Origin of the sequence: [Bacillus] selenitireducens MLS10 (assembly GCF_000093085.1) — a bacterium.
In the GTDB taxonomy this organism is placed as follows: Bacteria; Bacillota; Bacilli; order Bacillales; family Salisediminibacteriaceae; genus Salisediminibacterium; species Salisediminibacterium selenitireducens.
Map to the genome: position 1 here is coordinate 837,081 of NC_014219.1, position 18,833 is coordinate 855,913.

At 42.0% G+C, this 18,833-nt stretch carries 14 protein-coding genes; all 14 read left to right on the forward strand.

The features are described 5' to 3' along the window. The first annotated feature begins 47 nt into the window (after nucleotides 1-47). The 14 genes from rlmD to BSEL_RS04045 all read left to right on the forward strand — a co-directional run bounded on the left by rlmD (nucleotide 48) and on the right by BSEL_RS04045 (nucleotide 18,700). On the forward strand, nucleotides 48-1,373 hold the full coding sequence (rlmD, locus tag BSEL_RS03975) for a 23S rRNA (uracil(1939)-C(5))-methyltransferase RlmD (protein WP_013171715.1): 1,326 nt from the start codon (nucleotides 48-50) through the stop codon (nucleotides 1,371-1,373). Nucleotides 1,374-2,403: 1,030 nt separating this feature from the next. Beyond that, entirely contained in the window at nucleotides 2,404-5,061 is a 2,658-nt protein-coding gene (locus BSEL_RS03985; protein WP_013171718.1) for a class I SAM-dependent DNA methyltransferase, read from the forward strand. A gap of 9 nt (nucleotides 5,062-5,070) precedes the next feature. Then, nucleotides 5,071-6,990 carry a DEAD/DEAH box helicase gene (locus BSEL_RS03990; protein WP_013171719.1) on the forward strand — a complete coding sequence of 640 codons (1,920 nt, stop codon included), beginning with the start codon at nucleotides 5,071-5,073 and terminating at the stop codon, nucleotides 6,988-6,990. After that, nucleotides 6,980-8,125: a GIY-YIG nuclease family protein gene (locus tag BSEL_RS03995; protein WP_013171720.1), complete on the forward strand. Its 1,146-nt coding sequence runs from the start codon at nucleotides 6,980-6,982 to the stop codon at nucleotides 8,123-8,125. Before BSEL_RS03990 ends, BSEL_RS03995 begins: the two co-directional genes overlap by 11 nt. A gap of 201 nt (nucleotides 8,126-8,326) precedes the next feature. Continuing rightward, nucleotides 8,327-9,184 (forward strand): GIY-YIG nuclease family protein, encoded by an 858-nt coding sequence (locus BSEL_RS04000; RefSeq protein WP_232970490.1) that lies wholly within the window; start codon nucleotides 8,327-8,329, stop codon nucleotides 9,182-9,184. Nucleotides 9,185-9,338: 154 nt separating this feature from the next. Next, on the forward strand, nucleotides 9,339-10,136 hold the full coding sequence (locus BSEL_RS04005) for a helix-turn-helix domain-containing protein (protein ID WP_041581723.1): 798 nt from the start codon (nucleotides 9,339-9,341) through the stop codon (nucleotides 10,134-10,136). 619 nt (nucleotides 10,137-10,755) lie between these two features. Further along, on the forward strand, nucleotides 10,756-11,235 hold the full coding sequence (locus tag BSEL_RS04010; RefSeq protein ID WP_041582248.1) for an RNA polymerase sigma factor: 480 nt from the start codon (nucleotides 10,756-10,758) through the stop codon (nucleotides 11,233-11,235). 76 nt (nucleotides 11,236-11,311) lie between these two features. Beyond that, a complete protein-coding gene (locus BSEL_RS04015) occupies nucleotides 11,312-11,518 on the forward strand; it encodes a hypothetical protein (protein WP_013171725.1) in 207 nt (68 codons plus the stop codon). Beyond that, nucleotides 11,511-11,807: a hypothetical protein gene (locus BSEL_RS04020; protein ID WP_013171726.1), complete on the forward strand. Its 297-nt coding sequence runs from the start codon at nucleotides 11,511-11,513 to the stop codon at nucleotides 11,805-11,807. The genes BSEL_RS04015 and BSEL_RS04020 overlap by 8 nt, the downstream gene beginning before the upstream one ends. Continuing rightward, nucleotides 11,807-12,934, forward strand: a complete 1,128-nt coding sequence (locus BSEL_RS04025) for a DUF2800 domain-containing protein (protein WP_013171727.1) — start codon at nucleotides 11,807-11,809, stop codon at nucleotides 12,932-12,934. The genes BSEL_RS04020 and BSEL_RS04025 overlap by 1 nt, the downstream gene beginning before the upstream one ends. A gap of 4 nt (nucleotides 12,935-12,938) precedes the next feature. Then, on the forward strand, nucleotides 12,939-13,487 hold the full coding sequence (locus BSEL_RS04030) for a DUF2815 family protein (protein WP_013171728.1): 549 nt from the start codon (nucleotides 12,939-12,941) through the stop codon (nucleotides 13,485-13,487). Next, entirely contained in the window at nucleotides 13,484-15,418 is a 1,935-nt protein-coding gene (locus BSEL_RS04035; RefSeq protein ID WP_013171729.1) for a DNA polymerase, read from the forward strand. The genes BSEL_RS04030 and BSEL_RS04035 overlap by 4 nt, the downstream gene beginning before the upstream one ends. Before the next feature lie 88 nt (nucleotides 15,419-15,506). Then, entirely contained in the window at nucleotides 15,507-16,352 is an 846-nt protein-coding gene (locus BSEL_RS04040) for a phage antirepressor (protein WP_013171730.1), read from the forward strand. Beyond that, entirely contained in the window at nucleotides 16,349-18,700 is a 2,352-nt protein-coding gene (locus BSEL_RS04045) for a virulence-associated E family protein (protein ID WP_013171731.1), read from the forward strand. The genes BSEL_RS04040 and BSEL_RS04045 overlap by 4 nt, the downstream gene beginning before the upstream one ends. Nucleotides 18,701-18,833: the final 133 nt, after the last annotated feature.

Consider the following 18,833-nt stretch of genomic DNA (forward strand, 5'->3'; position numbering starts at 1 on the left):
AAACCAATCCCCTCCCGTTCAAAAAAAACGAAATCTACCGCGCTGATGTGGCTGATTTAACCCATGACGGTGCCGGCGTCGTCAAAATCGACGGCTTTCCCGTTTTTGTTAAGCAGGCCCTGCCCGGTGAAACCATTGACGTAAAAGTCGTCAAAATAAAAAAACAGTACGGCTTCGGTAAGCTGATCAAGATACACGTGGCCAGTCCCGAGCGGATTGAACCGCCCTGCCCGATCTATAACCGCTGCGGAGGCTGTTCCCTGCAGCACCTGAGCTATGAAGGACAGCTTCATGAAAAGCAAAAGCAGGTCATGAATGTCATGGAACGGATTGGCGGCTTTACTCATCTGACGGTTCATCCTGTAAAAGGCATGACGGATCCGTGGCGTTACCGAAACAAATCCCAGGTCCCTGTCGGTGAAGAACAGGGCCGAATTATTGCGGGCTTTTACGCGGAGCGAAGCCATTCCATCGTGGATATGGAAGCATGTCTGATTCAGCACGAAGATCAGGACCGTATCGTGAATCTGGTAAAAGAGCTTGCCAATCAGCACGGCATCAGAGGCTACGACGATCAAAAACATAAAGGCGTCCTTCGCCATGTCGTCATTCGCCGGTCAAGAATATCCGGAGACGTCATGGTCGTACTGGTGACCAAAGAGCAGGCGCTTCCGCATAAAGAACAGCTGATCCAGGCAATTACTGGAGAAGTCCCGAATGTCACCTCCATTATGCAGAACATCAACCCTAAGCGGACGAATGTGATATTCGGTGATAAAACAGTATGCCTCTGGGGAGAAGAAACCATTAAAGACCGGATTAAAGGGATCGAATTCGTGATTTCCGCTAAATCCTTCTATCAGGTGAATCCTGTGCAGACCGAAGTCCTTTATGAGCAGGCACTTAACTACGCCGCTTTAACCGGATCCGAAAAAGTAATTGATGCATACTGCGGTATTGGAACCATCAGTCTTTTTCTGGCGCAAAAAGCCCGCCACGTATACGGTGTGGAATCTGTGGCACCCGCGATAGATGATGCCAAAAGAAATGCAAAGGCAAACCATATTGATAATGTTACGTTTGCTGTGGGGGAAGCAGAAACTCTGATGCCATGGTGGTACAGCCAGGGCCTCGATCCGGATGTTATTGTGGTGGATCCGCCACGAAAAGGATGCGAAACCGCAATGCTTGATGCCATGGCAGCGATGAAGCCTGAGCGAATTGTTTATGTATCCTGTAATCCGGCAACCCTTGCAAGGGATATGAAGTACCTTTCGGAAAAAGGCTACACCGTCAAAGAAGTCCAACCCGTCGACATGTTCCCGCAAACCACCCACGTGGAAGCGGTCACGGTGATGTACAGGGAAGGTTGAAAGCCCCTGTTGTAAAGGGATTTTGAATATGAATAGGAAGATGAACGCTCTTCAGGGATTGTCCTGGAGGGCGTTTTTGTGTTAGGGGGGGGTCTAAAATTAGAGGGGGGGTACACTTTTCCGCAAAAAGGAATGTTGATATGACAGGGTTTGTGGGTGGCTTGCCTATTATTCTTAGCTCAAAAAATCTGAAATGTAAAATTCTACTTCCGTTCACTAAATATACATATATTAGTCTTGTTTATGTCTATATTTCACCATATAGTTAAGGTACAAAATAATAAGGAGTTGCTAAAATTGTACCAATTTTACAAGATGAAAATTATTAACGCATACAACCAAGAAACGCTGCGAGAGATGACTTATGAGAAATCAGAACCAATTCTTAAGTTTATAGAGAATTTTGAGAATACGAAAGATATTGATGAAGATAGCATTTTATTTGATAGCGTGCACCGAACCCTATTAGCTAGATATATATCGCATTCAATAGAAGCGGATGGGGATACCCAAATTTATAAATTGTACTTTAAGACTAAACTATCTGAGTTTCAAGTGCCGGCAAAGAACTTTGAATGATTTTAATGTTTAAGTTCCAGTTTAATAAATCAGTATGAACGCTCTTCAGGAGAGATCTTGGAGGGCGTTTTTTTACGTTAAGGGATAAAAATAGAAGGTGAGTACACCTTTTTTCAAAAATGAATGTTGATATGGCGGGGTTTATGGTTGGTTGATCTGAAAAGAAAATGATATGTGAACAAATAACCGATATATTTTCCGGTTTTCGCCATAAATCGGCTTCGATTATCGGTTGTATTTGGTATAATTGGTTCAGTGTTTACGCCATAAACGCAAATTAATTTTTAGTCTATTGTGTATATTGTGGTATACCATTAAATAATTCTCACCGGTCATAACTTTTAATATAGTACTATCTTTAAAGCAATCGATTTAGATATCGTTTTAATATAACAAATTTGATTAATTTTAGTCTTGAAGTGTTATTGGAAAATTAAGGAGGGGCAATTGTATGGTAATTATTGAATTAGAGGACAAAATCACTGAAATTGTTAACAAAGGAGATTATCACGAATTTATTTATGAGATTCTTGAAATATATGGTACACCTCGTGCGACGATTACCCGTTTAAAAAAGGGTAATCTAAATATGTCAAAAAAGAATGATGAGGTGCACTTAAAAAGAAAAGTGTGGTTTAAGAGAGTTGAAAATGAAAATCTATTTAGTGTATTTATCGAATTAGAACGAAATATTAATAGTCAATCGACTAAACCTCGATTTTTAATAGTTACCGATTTTAATACTCTATTGGCGAAAGATATTAAGACTGATGAGGTGTTAGATATACAATTTATAGATTTACCGAAATATTTTGATTTTTTTCTTGCCTGGAAAGGAATCGAAAAAGCTGAGTTTGAAAGGGAAAATCCTGCAGACGTAAAAGCAGCTGAGCGATTCGCTCGTCTATATAATGTGTTAAGTAAAGATAATAGTAAAATAGATTTGTTTTTAGTGCGATTACTTTTCTGTTTATTTGCCGAAGATACAGGTATTTTCCGACAATTAAGTTTTACAAACTCAATAAAAACCCTGACACGAGAAGATGGAAAGGACCTAAATGATTTTTTAAAAGATGTATTTAGGATTATGGATATTGATAAAAAAGATAGGTTGAATGATTTACCTGAATATTTAAATAAATTCCCCTATGTAAATGGTCAACTGTTTAGTGAGCCTCACCAGGACTTAGTTTTCTCTGAGAAAAGTCGGAAACTAATTATAGAAGCAGGTGAACTTCTTGATTGGTCCCAAATTAATCCAGATATATTTGGTTCTATGATTCAAGCTGTTTCAACTAGAGATAACCGAAGTCATTTAGGAGTCCACTATACAAGCGTTCCAAATATTATGAAGGTTATTAAACCATTGTTCTTAGATAATCTTTACAAGGCATTTAATGATGCTTACGACGATGATTTTAAACTTGAAATGTTACTCACTCGTATTAACAAAATAAAATTTTTTGACCCTGCTTGTGGTTCTGGGAATTTTTTGATTATTGCCTATAAAGAAATGCGTCGTATAGAAATTAATATTATTAAAAGACTTAAAGAAATTCGTGGCGATTATCTATACATGCCATCAATTACTCTTGATCAGTTATATGGAATTGAAATTGATGAGTTTGCTTATGAGGTTGCACTATTATCACTTTGGATTGCAGATCATCAGATGAACGAAGAACTTAATAATGAAATTGATAATGCTGTAAGACCAACTCTTCCTCTCAATATATCTGGTAATATACATCGCGGAAATGCTCTGCATATGAATTGGAAAAATGTGTGTCCAAATGATCCCGAGGACGAAGTATATGTATTTGGGAACCCTCCTTATTTAGGTCATCATCGTCAATCCGACACACATAAGAGCGATATTAGAAGAATCTTTCAAGGGGTAAGAGGAAATGGATACCTAGACTATATATGTGGCTGGTTTTATCTAGGAAGTGAATTCATACAAAATAGTAATACTACTCTGGCATTTGTTTCAACAAATTCGATATGTCAAGGAGAACAAGTTGCAATTCTGTGGAGCGAATTATTTTTAAAAAGAATAAATATTCATTTTGCTTATCAATCATTCAAGTGGAGTAATAGTGCCAGAAATAATGCTGGTGTTACAGTGGTGATTATTGGACTTACAGCATATAAAACAGAACAGAACAAATTATTTACCTCTTATGGAGAAAGACAAGTGAAGAATATAAATGCATATTTAATCGATGGTGAGAATGTAATTGTAAGAGACATAAAGAAACAGCTTTATGGTTTACCTCCTATGCTATTTGGAAATAAGCCTTCAGATGGTGGTGGTCTAATTTTTGAATTTGAAGAATATATTCAAGCGATTGAAAAATATCCGTATTTGAAAAAGTATTTCAGAAAATATATCGGTAGTGATGAAATTTTAAAAGGTTCTTATAGATACTGTCTTTGGATAGAAGAAGACTGCTACGATGAAATTAAAGATAACCCGATAATATCTGATCGAATGAATATGGTTAAACTAAACCGTGAAAAAAGCAAGGCAAAATCGACTAGGGAATGGGCAAATAAACCTTATAAGTTTAAACAGATTTCGCCATTTCATAAGCAAGCTAATATAGATTTAGACAGCTATACAATAGTTGTACCAGCAGTTTCATCAGAGAGTAGATTTTACATCCCTATGGATTTAGTTAGCAACAAGGATACAATTCTATCTAATCGAGTTTATGGAATATATGGAGCAGATATTTGGATACTAGGAATACTACTATCAAGGATGCATATGACATGGGTAAGAGCGGTTGCGGGGCGGTTAGAAACACGTTATAGCTATTCATCAGGAGTGTGTTATAATGCTTTCCCAATTCCAGAAATATCACAAAAAAGAATTAACCTAATTGAAGAATTAGTTTTAGAAATTTTAGATGCTCGTGAAGAGGATGGCAGGAGTTTAGGAGAGATCTATTATCCATCAAATATGCCGAATGATTTACTTCTTGCTCACCAAAAATTAGATAAAGTTGTTGATCGAGCTTATAAAAATAGAGATTTTTCAGGTGACGAAGAGCGGTTAAGATTATTAATAGAACTTTATAGCAAAAAGGTGAATCTTAGATAGGAGGTCATGATGGGGAATATAGTTAATATTAATTATAATCAAACTGGTGAAAGTAAAAAAGTGAATGATTATGGAATGCGAGAGATGCAACAACGAACCTTTGAAAAACGTAATTCTAAATATTTATTAGTTAAAGCTCCGCCTGCATCGGGAAAATCTAGAGCTTTAATGTTTACAGCATTAGATAAGCTTAGAAATCAAGGAATAGGAAAAGTAATTGTAGCAGTGCCGGAGCGTTCAATTGGTTCTTCATTTAAAAATACTGATTTGAAAAGTCATGGATTCTTTGCCGATTGGATAGTTAGTCCTGAAGATAATTTAACAACTGCTGGAAATTCAAAGATTAATTCTTTTATACGTTTTATGAATTCTGATCATAATATTTTGATTTGTACACACTCAACTTTACGTTTTGCTTTCGAAAAATTGGATGACACATTATTTGATAATTGTTTACTTGCAATTGATGAATTTCATCATGTTTCTACAGATAATAATTCTAAATTAGGAGACTTAATACGCAATATTATTCATAATTCAACCGCACATATAGTTGCTATGACTGGATCATATTTCCGTGGCGATTCTGTACCAATTCTATTGCCTGAAGATGAAGAGATATTTGATAAGGTCACTTACACTTATTATGAACAACTAGATGGATACGAGTATCTCAAAAGCTTTGGGATTGGATATCACTTCTATCAGGGCAAGTACACATCAGCAATAAATGAAGTATTAGATACCGATTTGAAAACGATCATTCATATACCAAATGTTAATTCAGGGGAATCAACAAAAGATAAATATGATGAAGTTAATAAAATAATAGATTTGATTGGAGATGTTGATTATCAAGATAAAGATACGGGAATAATTCACGTGAAAAGAAATACTGATAATAGAGTAATAAAGATTGCGGATTTAGTAGATGACCAAACCGAACGAGAAAAAGTGTCTAAGTATTTACGGGAAATTCAGGGGCCTGAGGATTTAGATATAATAATAGCTCTCGGTATGGCAAAAGAAGGATTTGACTGGCCTTTTTGCGAACACGCTTTGACAGTAGGATATCGCGGATCACTTACAGAAATAGTTCAAATAATAGGTCGATGCACTCGGGATAGTTTTAATAAAGATTATGCACAATTTACTAATTTAATAGCGCAGCCTGATGCAAAAGATGAAGTTGTAACTTATACAGTAAATACAATGCTTAAAGCTATTTCTGCATCCTTGCTAATGGAACAGGTTCTAGCTCCAGACTTTAAATTTAAGCGTAGAAGAGATGAAAGTGAACAGTCATCCACTACAGGTGAATTATATGTAAAAGGGCTGAAAGAGCCGTCAACTGATAATGTAAAAAAAATTATTGACCATGATATTTATGACTTAAAGGCGAAAATTATGCAAGATCCGCAAGTACAAAAATCATATGCTGGAGAAATCGACCCACAAGTATTGAATAAAGTATTAATACCAAAAGTAATTCAGAAAGTTTATCCCAACTTGACGGACAAAGAAATCGAAGAAGTTAGGGAGCATGTAGTTGTTGATAGTGTTCTAAAAGGTGCAAAGACAGAGTTAGCTGGGAGTAAAGAATTTATAAGGATGACCAATAAATTCATAGATATAGAAGATTTAGATATTAACTTGATCGACACTATTAATCCATTTCAAAAGGCATTTGAAGTTTTATCTAAAGAATTAAATTCCCCGGTGTTGAAATTAATTCAAGAAACTATTGATTCAAAGCGTATTTTTTTTGATGAAGATGAAATTGTTTTTATTTGGCCGAAAGTCGAAGAATTTTTTGTCAGAAACAAGAGGCGTCCAGATCCTAAATCAGCTGACCCAATTGAAAGACGTATGGGGGAAGCAGTTATTTATATGCAGGAATTAAGGAGGAATCGGCAAAATGGAGAGTAGATACTTCTCTATTGTTGAAATAATGGAAAGTTCATTATTTCACGATATAACAAGTCCACCTAAAAAACCTCAAAATAAATATTTTGACCCTGAAGTGGAGAAATTTTTGGATATTATAGAGTTTGTTAAAATTGAAGGCCGTGAACCGAAAAAAAATCCTGTGAACATAACAGAAAGAAATCTTGCTAGTCGACTAATTGGAATTCGTAAAGACCCTAATAGAATAGAGTATTTAAAAGAATATGATGAACTAGGTTTGTTGGTTGATAAGCAAAAGGAATTCAGTATTCCGCAAATTTCCTCTATTGATGATATCCTCATAAACGGTTCACCCGAATTATTAGGAGGTGGTAAAAGTAGTAGTGAGAACGCTTCAATTTTCGATACGGAATCTCTCAAAAAAACCACCAAGATGCCAGAAGATGTTGCAAAAAGAAAAAGAATTGAGAATTTCAAGGGGTATGATGAACTCTTTAAGAAATGTCACCGAGAATTAACAGAAGGAAAGCGAAAAATTGTAGCATTTAAAAATGAACAAGATATTCAAGAAAATAGTTTTTTTATATTAAAGGGAATACTATTATTTGTCGAAAGTGTTGGAGAAAGAAAAAAAGAAAAGGGTAAAAATAATGCTCGACTTAGGTGTATATTTGAAAATGGAACCGAATCAAATATGCTTTTGCGTTCCCTTTCGGCAGAATTATATAAGCACGGAAGACGAGTGACTGAAAATGAAGAAATAATGTTAGATAACTTCAAAAAAAATGATGTATCAACAGGATATATTTATGTTCTTAAATCATTGAGTAAAGATCCGCAGATTAGTTCAATCAAAAATTTATATAAGATTGGTTATACAACAGGCACAGTAGAAAAAAGGATACGGAACGCAGAGAATGAATCGACCTTTCTTTATGCCCCAGTTGAAATAGTTACCACCTATCAAGTATATAATATGAATGGTAGTAAATTCGAAACTGCAATCCATCGTGCCCTTGCGAATAAAAATTTAGATGTTTCCATCCTAGGCCCGAATAAAAAAGATTTATCACCAAGGGAGTGGTTTTTAATAACACTTGAAGAATTGCAGGATTTAATTGATAGTATTGTAATGAGTATTAATTTATATAAATAGATTTACTTCCACCAGACTATTGCTCTACTTAGCTATTTTAAATTATTTTTACAATAAGCATCAGAATATTAATCGATTTTCTATATTTATATTAATGGTGTCATTCTTAAATCATTGCATTGACGAGTTTTGTCCATATTAGACTAATATGATTAGAGGGAGACAATTATGGTTCAACGAGGTAAGAGCATTAATCTGTTTTTGATTGACGGCAATCCGAACGGACGCATGAAATGTACGTTAGCGAACTGGACTGGATTGGCGTATCGTATCCCCAGAAAGACCATTGAAGAAAGCCAGAATCGAGAGGAATTGCACCAAACCGGGGTGTATTTCCTCTTTGGAGCGGATGAAGAAACGGGAGAGAGCGTTGTCTATATCGGCCAGGCCGGGGTGCGAAAGAACGGCGAAGGCATATTAAATCGTCTCAAAGAACATAAACGTGATGTCGATAAAGGTTACTGGACAGAAGCAGTCTTGTTTACAACATCAAACAATTCCTTCGGACCAACGGAAATCAGTTATTTGGAGAGTCGGTTCTGTGATGTAGCCAAACAAGCAAACCGGTATATCGTGAAGAACGGCAACGAACCAAATCTCGGTAATATTACGGAGGAAAAGCAGACCGAGATGGAAGAGTTCATTGATAATGCCCGTATCATTATGGGAGCCATGGGGCATAAGCTTTTTGAAGAATTGACTACAAAGTGTGAAACCTCGGATACGTCTGAAGAGACAACCAATCCGATCTTTTATCTGAAGCGTAATACACGAAAAAGTAATACCGAAGTTGATGCAAAATGTGAACAGACCAATGAAGGGTTCGTTGTATTAAAAGGAAGCAGAATTGAAATGATAGACTCTAACAGTCTTCCCCCAGCTGTGAAAAGGTGGAGGGAGAATGCTAAGGTCGACAATGACGGACTATTACAGGAAAATGTGCTCTGCTCAAGTCCCACATATGCGGCTGCTTTTGTTGTGGGTGGGATTACAAGTGGGCCGGATAGTTGGAAGAATGCAGAGGGAAAGACGTTGAAGGAGATTGAAAAAGCGGGTTGATCACGAAAGTGTAAAAAAATCAGAGTGGATATGAAATAAAAGCTCAGTTAAAGGCTTATTATAAATATCACATTTGCTATTTGAGTATTTTATTAAGTATGAATATTGAACTAATTTGGAGTTTCCTATCCATATAAAAAATAAGGGGTGTGTTATGAAAGCTTATAAGCATATTGGAGATACCATTAGTAAGCTGTCAAAACAAAGAAGGGTAACTATGAAAGAAGCTGTTGCATTGCTGAGGACGAATCGTGATTTTAAAAGAACTTTATATTCGGGATATTTCTTATATGTGGATGGGTACTTCATCAGAAATGATGGCAAGTTTATTGAAAGCGATAATAACGGGGAAATGAGGCTAACGGAATTCGCCTTGAAGAATATTGATACTGGGGTTTTGCATTTTACAGAAAAAGAGGTCATTGATAACAACGCGAACGATGAAATAATTGGATATTTCTCGATAGATGATGTAAATAAAATGAAGAACATAGCAAATAATACAAACATCGATTCTTTACAATATACTTCAGAAGGGGTGAACAAGAAAGTTTTTCTTCAAGCACATGCTGAAGGAAAGGAATTACAAAAGAGAATTGCAGATATTTTAAACAGTCTTCCAAACTCAGGTGCAAAGACTTTAGATTTGCACATGAAAAACAAAGGCATAAGTAATCTTAAAATGGCGAAGATAGTGAATGTCAGCACTCAGACAATAAGCAGAATGAGAAATAGTGACGAACGAATAAATCAAGAAAAAACAATAATTGACATTTGTGTGGCACTTCAATTACCAGGAAGGCTTAGCCTTGATTTAGCGGAGAAACTGGGAATGAAGTTTAAAAATTCTGAAAACCACAGCGTGTATTTCATGTTACTTACCTCACACTACTTTGATACAGTGATTGACTCAAAATCGTATTTAAATGAAAAAGGCTTTAAGCTAAACTGACTTTTCAAGCCGTTAATAAAACAAAAACATCTACATACTTAATGTGTTTTCATAAAAAGAATTAAATAAATCTAAAGACCTAGACAACATATGTCTAGGTCTTTAATTTGTTTTAATTGCAAAACTTTATTAACGCAAAGGGTATAACGAATAATTTTAATAAAAATAATACAATTCCATATCCGATGTGTGATAAAAGAGTTAAAAAAATTAATGTTTTAATATTTAATGCGATTCAGACTTATAAAATACGACTTTTCAAGAAGATCCCAATCCTGCAATTTTCGAATATCATGATAACAGAGCAGTAAGATCCAGCTCAACAATACTACTGGAGGTGATGAATAAATGAACATTCACAAAATCATCCAATGTAAAAAAATTCTTGAAAGAGAGATGCAATATGGTTTGAAGTTTCTCCTTGAGGATGAAATAAGTTTATCCGTTATCCTTTTTAATTAATCTGTTAAAAAGATAATAATACCAAAAATACTTGAAGTTGGTTTCTATCACCTTCACGGATCTTGTCAAAAACTATCGTTTTTTTGCAAAAAAAAAAACGGTGAGTTTTTTGGCGGATACGTATGCCCTTTTCTCACTCGAGGAAAGGGTTTTTTCTATGAAAAAAGTTTACAAGACTGGGAAGCGAAATCGCACCACGTACGTGTACCGATCCGTTACGGGACAGAGGATCGAGATGCAGCCAGGAGAAAACGGCGTGACGGAAATGGACATTGCTTTGCTCCACGAAGACGATGACGAGGGTGTAAGAGCCCACGACCGAAACATTTATAAGTTGGATGGTTACCTCGAGGATATCAGCCCGGCCATCGATCACAATCCGATGCTTCGGGATGATAGGTACAATCCAGAGCGAGTGATTACTCAGCGTGAACAAGAGGATGAAGGCGAACGGAAGATACAGAACATGCTCGAAGCAATCGAGGACCTCGAATCCCAACAACAAGCCCTGATCAAAAAAAAATACGTTGACGACCGATCGAACGTTGATATTGCGGCGGAAGAAGGTGTGACGGAAGCAGCGATCCGGGGGAAGTTGGGGAGAATTCATAAACGTCTTCGAAAAAAGATGGAATAGGGGGTTCGATTCCTCCGTTTTCTTCCCTTATAGGTAGAGGGCCGACAAACGGCCTTCCATAAAGGAGGCGAGAACGATGAACAAACACAAAGTGACGATCAACGTCACAGGCCCAGACAAGCACTCGGAGGCTGTGATCCGGTCGGAAGAAAAACGAGTGCGAAGCAGGTTACTCAAGTGGCTCTTGGGCGGTGAAAGGAAATTGCTTTTGATCACGCCTGGAGACAGTGTATCGACGGTGGAAATCACAGAGTTGACCAAAGGAGGAAAGCCGAATGAGTAGAGTGGATTTATTGCAAGACGTCGCAAGAAAAAGCCGGGACTTGGCATCGACTTTGGAAGAACTGGCTGCGGTGTTCGAAGCGACAGGTAAAGAATCAGCCCCAAAAGCGGCCCCGAAGCCAGCGCCCGCGATCACGTTGGAAGAGGTGCGAGCGGTTCTCGCGAAGAAAAGCCATGCCGGTTTAACGGCTGAAGTACGAGGGCTTTTAGAAGCTTACGGTGCTTCGAAACTCAGTGAGGTAGATCCTGAACATTACGCGGATCTTTTACAAGAAGCGGAGGCGCTCTGATGGGGACGCATGCGGTCGTTTCGGCTTCTTCGTCCCACCGGTGGCTATACTGCACGCCATCTGCCCGACTTGAACAGGCATTTGAAGACACAAGTGGGGAGGCCGCGAAAGAAGGGACAGCTGCTCATGAACTGGCGGAGCACAAGATCCGATCAGCCTTAAAGATCCCTTCGGAGCGCCCCACTTCCGTCTACGATTCGGAAGAGTTGGAACAGTTCACTGATGGTTATGTTCAATATGTGTTGGACGTGATCGCCGAAGTACAAGAGGCGTGCCGGGATCCGATGATTTTAATCGAGCAGCGGTTGAACTTCTCTCATTATGTGCCTGAAGGATTCGGCACAGGTGACTGCGTCATCATCGCTGACGGCACGCTTCATGTGATCGATTTTAAATATGGTCAAAACGTGATCGTTGAAGCGGAAGAGAATCCGCAAATGAAATTATACGCCTTGGGCGCACTGGCAATCGCTGATCACCTTTATGATGTAGCGAATGTGATGATGACCATCTATCAACCGAGGCGTCACCATATCAGTACCTTTCACTGCAGCACCGAAGCTTTATATCAGTGGGCAGATGAAGAATTAAAACCGAAAGCAGCGCTTGCCTTTCAAGGCAAAGGCCCGTTCTGCTCTGGTGAGTGGTGCCAGTTCTGCCGGGCGCAAGTCCGATGCCGAGCTAAAGCTGAAGAAAAATTGGCACTTGCTTCTTATGAGTTTGTGAATCCGAACCTGCTCACGGATGAAGAAATCGCAGATGTCCTAAAACGCATCGAAGACTTGGCCTCTTGGGGTCAAAAGGTGAAAACGTATGCGATCAACGCGTCAATCAATCAAGGAAAACAATGGCCTGGTTTCAAACTGGTCGCCGGCAAAAGCCAGCGGAAGTACCGCGACGAACAGGCGGTGGCGAGAGCCCTTCATGAAGCTGGCCATGAAGACGTGTATAAGCAGTCGCTACTCCCGTTGACAAAGCTCGAGAAGAAACTTGGAAGAACAGCCTTTCAAGATCTGGTCGGGCCTCATTTGACCCGGTCGACAACCAAACCAACGCTCGTCCCTGTTTCCGATGAACGACCGGAATCGCTGATCGGGACAGCGAAATCTGACTTTATGGAGGAATGAAAAGATGATGAATAACGTAACGAATACCAAGGTGATTACAGATATCGTGCGACTCTCTTATGCGAATGTGTGGGAGCCGAAATCCATTAACGGTGGCGCGGAAAAGTACAGCGTGAGCTTGATCATCCCCAAATCGGATACAAAGACTATCGAAGCCATTGAGAGAGCAGTTGATGCGGCGATCGAAGAAGGCAAGAAGAAACATGGACGGTCGTTTCCAAATAAACAGGCACTCAAGTTGCCTCTTCGAGACGGTGACATTGACCGGCCAGGCGATGACGCCTATGCGGACAGCTATTTCGTGAATGCGAACAGTGTATCACCACCACAGATTGTTGATCAAAGCGTCGCCCCGATCTTGAATCGGTCTGATGTTTACTCCGGCGTTTATGCCCGCGTGAGCGTGAATTTCTACCCGTTCGCTTCTCAGAATAAAGGTATTGCGTGCGGGCTTGGCAACATTCAAAAAATCAAAGACGGAGAACCGCTCGGTGGCAAAGCCAGCGCTGCATCGGATTTCTCCAGCGTCCCAACGGATGATTTCTTATCATGAAAACTTTGAACATTGACATCGAATCGTATAGCCGTACAGACCTCGCGAAAAGCGGGGTCTACCGCTATGCGGAAGCACCTGATTTTGATATTTTGTTATTCGCCTACAGTGTGGATGCCGGTCCCGTGCACGTCGTGGATCTTGCACAAGGTGAAACGATCCCAGACGTTGTGAGGCAGGCGCTAACGGATGACGGCGTCATCAAGTGGGCCTTTAATGCGCAGTTTGAACGAACGTGTTTATCACGCTATTTGAATACCCCGATCCACCCCACATCCTGGCGCTGTTCCATGGTCTGGTCGGCTTATCTGGGTTTACCGTTATCCCTTGAAGGGGCGGCCATTGTCACAGGCGCCGATAAGAAGAAGCTCCAAGAAGGGAAAGATCTGATCCGGTATTTCTGTAAGCCGTGTAAACCAACCCAAGTGAACGGGGGCCGGGAACGGAACTTTCCCCATCATGATCCTGAGAAATGGGTTGCCTTTAAACGCTATAACCAGCGGGACGTTGAAACGGAGCAGGCGATCCAAGACAAGATTAGCCGCTACCCTGTGCCGGAGCAAGAATGGGGACATTACGTGTTGGATCAAATCATCAATGATCGCGGGATTCTCTTAGATCCCGTGTTCGTGGAAGCTGCGATCGCTTGCGATACCGCGACCAGGGAGGCACTCATGAATCGGCTGAGGACATTAACGAAATTGGAAAACCCGAATTCCGTCATGCAGATGAAGGACTGGCTAGCAGAACAAGGGGTAGAAACCGGTGCCTTGGATAAAGCGGCAGTGCATGAACTCTTAAAATCTGCACAAGGAGACGTGGCGGAGGTCTTGACGATCCGGCAAAAACTCGCGAAGTCGAGCGTGAAGAAATATACCGCAATGAAGCAAGTCGCAGGCAAGGACGACCGAGCCAGAGGGCTGATCCAATTTTATGGCGCCAATAGGTCGGGGCGATATGCCGGGCGGCTGATTCAAGTACAGAACCTCCCTCAAAATCACGTACCCGATTTGAAAGAGGCGAGAGACCTGGTTCGTGCGAGTAACTTGGAGGCGTTAGATATGCTCTATCCATCGGTACCGGACCTTCTCTCCGAACTCATTCGGACGGCGTTCATCCCAAAAGAACACCACCAGTTCATTGTGGCCGACTTCAGTGCCATTGAAGCACGTGTCATTGCCTGGTTGGCTGGTGAAGCATGGCGCAATGAGGTCTTTGCGACGCACGGGAAGATTTACGAAGCCTCTGCGTCCCAAATGTTTAACGTACCCCTTGAAGAGATCGATAAAGGGAGTCCGCTTCGACAAAAAGGGAAGATTTCGGAATTGGCCTTAGGTTACGGCGGGTCCGTTGGAGCATTAAGGGCTATGGGTGCACTGGATATGGGGGTTGAAGAAGAGGAACTCAAACCACTCGTCCAGGCATGGCGACAAGCGAATCCGAAGATCGTGCAGTTTTGGTGGGCCGTGGACCAGGCAGCTCAAAAGGCTGTGAAACAGCGAACGACGACGTCGACCCATGGTATTTCTTTCACGTATCAAAGCGGGCTGCTATTGGTGGGGTTGCCATCAGGACGCCACCTCTCCTACGTGAAACCAACGATCGTGTTGAATGATTTCGGTCGTGAGGGGCTCTGTTTTGAAGGGATCGGCGCCACGAAAAAATGGGAACGCATCGATACGTATGGGCCGAAACTCGTGGAAAACATCGTGCAGGCCGTATCACGGGACTTGTTGGCTCATGCCATGCAGCGGATCGAGCAAGAAGGATACGCCATCGTGATGCATGTCCATGACGAAGTGGTTGTTGAGGCCAAACAGCACGTAACAGTGAGTGACATCTGTGCGCTTATGACGGATCAACCTGACTGGTCCTCCGGACTGAATCTAAAAGCAGAGGGTTATGCATGTATGTTTTATCAAAAAGATTAGCAAGAGGGGGTTCGATTTTCCCTCTTCCTTCCCTTATAGACGAGGGGTCCTTTTTTGACTCCTACTAAATCAACTGGAGGTTATATCGATGAATGAGTTGAAGTTGTTTCATTTTGAAGGGCATGCCGTTCGAACGCTGCAAAAGGCTGGGGAGACCTGGTGGGTGGCGAAAGATGTCTGCGAGGTATTCGGCGAGACGAACCGCAACCGAGCCATGCGAAATCTGGATGCCGACGAAAAGGGGTATACGCAGATGACCACCCCTCGCGGCCCACAGGAAGTCGCGATTGTTAACGAACCTGGACTGTATTCGCTGTTGTTTACGATGAGACCGAAGAAAGCACGAGGGCTCACGGCAGAAGAGGTTACGGATCGGGAAAACCGGCTGAAGGCGTTTAAGCGCTGGGTCACGCACGATGTACTGCCAATGATTCGCCAACACGGCCTGTATGCAACGGAAGAGCTCCTGCAGAACCCGGATTTCCTGATCAAAACGCTGGAGGCGTTGAAAGAAACGCGCGCATATAACCAGCGGCTTGAAGAAGAGAACCGCATTCAAATCCAACAGATCGCGGAGCTTCAACCGAAGGCAAGCTATTACGATGTGGTGCTCACGTGTAAAGATGCCGTTGCGATCAGTACCATCGCAAAAGACTATGGGAAGTCCGGCAAGTGGCTGAACCGCTATTTACATGAGCGGGGCGTTCAATTTCGACAAGGGTCGACTTGGCTTTTGTACCAAAGATACGCAAGCCTGGGCTACACAACCACCCGGACGCATGCGTTCAAAGGAACTGGCGGAGAACCGCGTGCGAAGATCCATACGTACTGGACGCAAAAAGGTCGCCTCTTTATTTATGGGCTTTTGAAAGAGGACGGCATTCTTCCCCTTATTGAACAAACCCATGACGAAGACGAGGCGATGAGTCTATGAGGACATTAGCCATTGCATATGGAAACAGTCGTCAGACAAAGAAGTGGGTGAATAAAACCATCACCTTTGAAGAATTGAAGGAACGACTCAAGAAGCCGATCCGGACGACGGAATCCGTTGAAGAGTATGCCAAAATGTCGAAGGCGCAAAAGGACGATGCAAAAGATCATGGTGGCTTCGTCGCAGGTGTGTTGACGGGTGGACGCCGGAAAGTGGACACGGTGGAACGACGGTCGATGATTGCGTTGGATGGGGACCGGATCGATAGCAATTTTCTTGACACTTATGAAGAAAAGGCGCCTTATTCATCTGTTTTATACGCCACCCACAGCAGCACTGACGAGCAGCCGAGGGTACGCATCCTCTTTCCTCTTACCCGTGATGTGACGCCGGAGGAATTCGTAGCCGTTTCAAGGTACCTCGCCCAGATGTTAGGGATCGATCAGTTCGATGAATGTTCGTACCTGGTCAATCAGCTCATGTACTGGCCGAGTATGCCGGCGGACGGCACGTTTCTTTATAAGGAAGTGGACAAGGCATGGTTGGACCCCGATCAGCTATTAGCCGCTCACCCAGAATGGACTGATCCAACACAGCTCCCGACTTCTTCTCGCGAGAGTAAAGCGAACGCCGTCACCTATCAAAAGGTACTCGATCCACTTGAAAAGGAGGGTGTGGTTGGGCTATTTAATCGGGTTTACTTCCCCGTTACGAAAGCGCTGGACGCGTTCTTATCAGATGTCTACGAACCAACAGACGATGACAGCCGCTATCACTTTATTGAGTCCAGCAGCATGGCTGGTGTGGAAATCAAAGAGGATGGCAAGTTTGTCTATAGCCACCATGCCAAGGATCCGGCCTACCTTCGGTTGTGTAATGCCTTTGACATTGTCCGGATGCATCGCTTCGGTGATGACAACGAAAAGAAGTCATTTCAGGATATGTGCGATTTTGCTATGAAGATCGATGAGGTGAAAGTCTTTGCCGCGCATGAAAAGCGGCTCGAAGCGGAGGCCGATTTCTCAGATGAAGATGATGATTGGGAAACGAGGCTGATCTATAAACCGAGAACCAATGCTCTGGAAAACAGCGTGTATAACCTGAATCTGATTTTAAACCACGATCCGAATTTTGTTCATTTTGCATTCAACGAGCTCGCCAATCGCATCCAGGTCACAGGCCCGCTTCCTTGGGAGCGTCCCGAAGGAAATGTGTTTTGGCGAGAGGCGGATACGGCTCAGTTGAAGTCGGTATTGGACATCCGCTACCTGTCATTCTCAAGCAGAAACCATGACGTGGCTTTTACGAAAGTGGCGGATGATCGCCGGTTTCATCCAATCAGGGATTACTTGAATGACTTGCCGGAATGGGATGGTGTAAAGCGTGTGGAAGATCTCTTCATTACCTATCTTCAAGCGGATGATACCGACTATGTACGAGCGGTTACGAGAAAGACCTTTGCCGCAGCCGTTGCCCGCATCTATAAGCCAGGGACGAAGTTTGATAGCGTGCCCGTGCTTGACGGGGATCAAGGAATCGGCAAAAGCACGATTGTAAAAGACCTGGTCACACCGGATTTCTATTCCGAAGCTTTAAGCCTGACAGACATGGACGATAAGTCAGGAGCTGAAAAGCTGCAGGGGTTCTGGGTCGTGGAGATCGGGGAGCTTGCCGGTATGAAAAAGGCCGATATTGAAAAAGTGAAAGCGTTCCTTTCCACCTCTGATGATAAGTACCGCCCGTCTTATGGAAGAGTCGTTGAGAGCCACCCAAGGCAATGCATTATTATCGCAACCGTCAACGGTGAACGCGGCTACTTGCGTGACATCACTGGGAACCGCCGCTTTTGGATCATCAAACTGCATCAGAAAAAGCAGAAAAAATCCTGGCATTTCACAGAAGAATTCCGCCAACAGTTCTGGGCGGAAGCGAAAGCGATCTGGGAGGCCGGCGAAAAACTGTACCTTGAAGGGGATGTATTAGAAGCAGCGGAACAAGCACAGAAGGGTGCGTTGGAGGCAGACGAGCGTGTCGGGATGGTAGAAGAGTACTTGAACGTGCCTCTGCCAGCCGACTGGGCGAACATGGATCTCTTTGCCCGCCGCCATTACCTGAGCGGTAGCGAATTTGGCGAAGCAACGCGCCACGGTAAGATTCAACGAACGAGTGTCAGTAACGCGGAAATCTGGTGCGAGTGCTTTCAACGAAACCTCTCCGAGTTAAAGACCACCGACAGTTATCAAATTGCAGCACTCATGGCCCAAATCAGTGGGTGGGAACGCACCAGCACCATCAAACGTTTGCCGATTTATGGGAGGCAACGCTTGTATGACTATCAGGAGCCGTGAACACAAGAATGCGACACAACACAAGATTTCCCCTTATATTCAAAATGGTTTTTAGTAAAAAGAGAGATGGACCTGTGCGTGCACACGCGTAAGTAATTATAGGGAAATGCTTGTGATCTTGTGTATCTTGTGT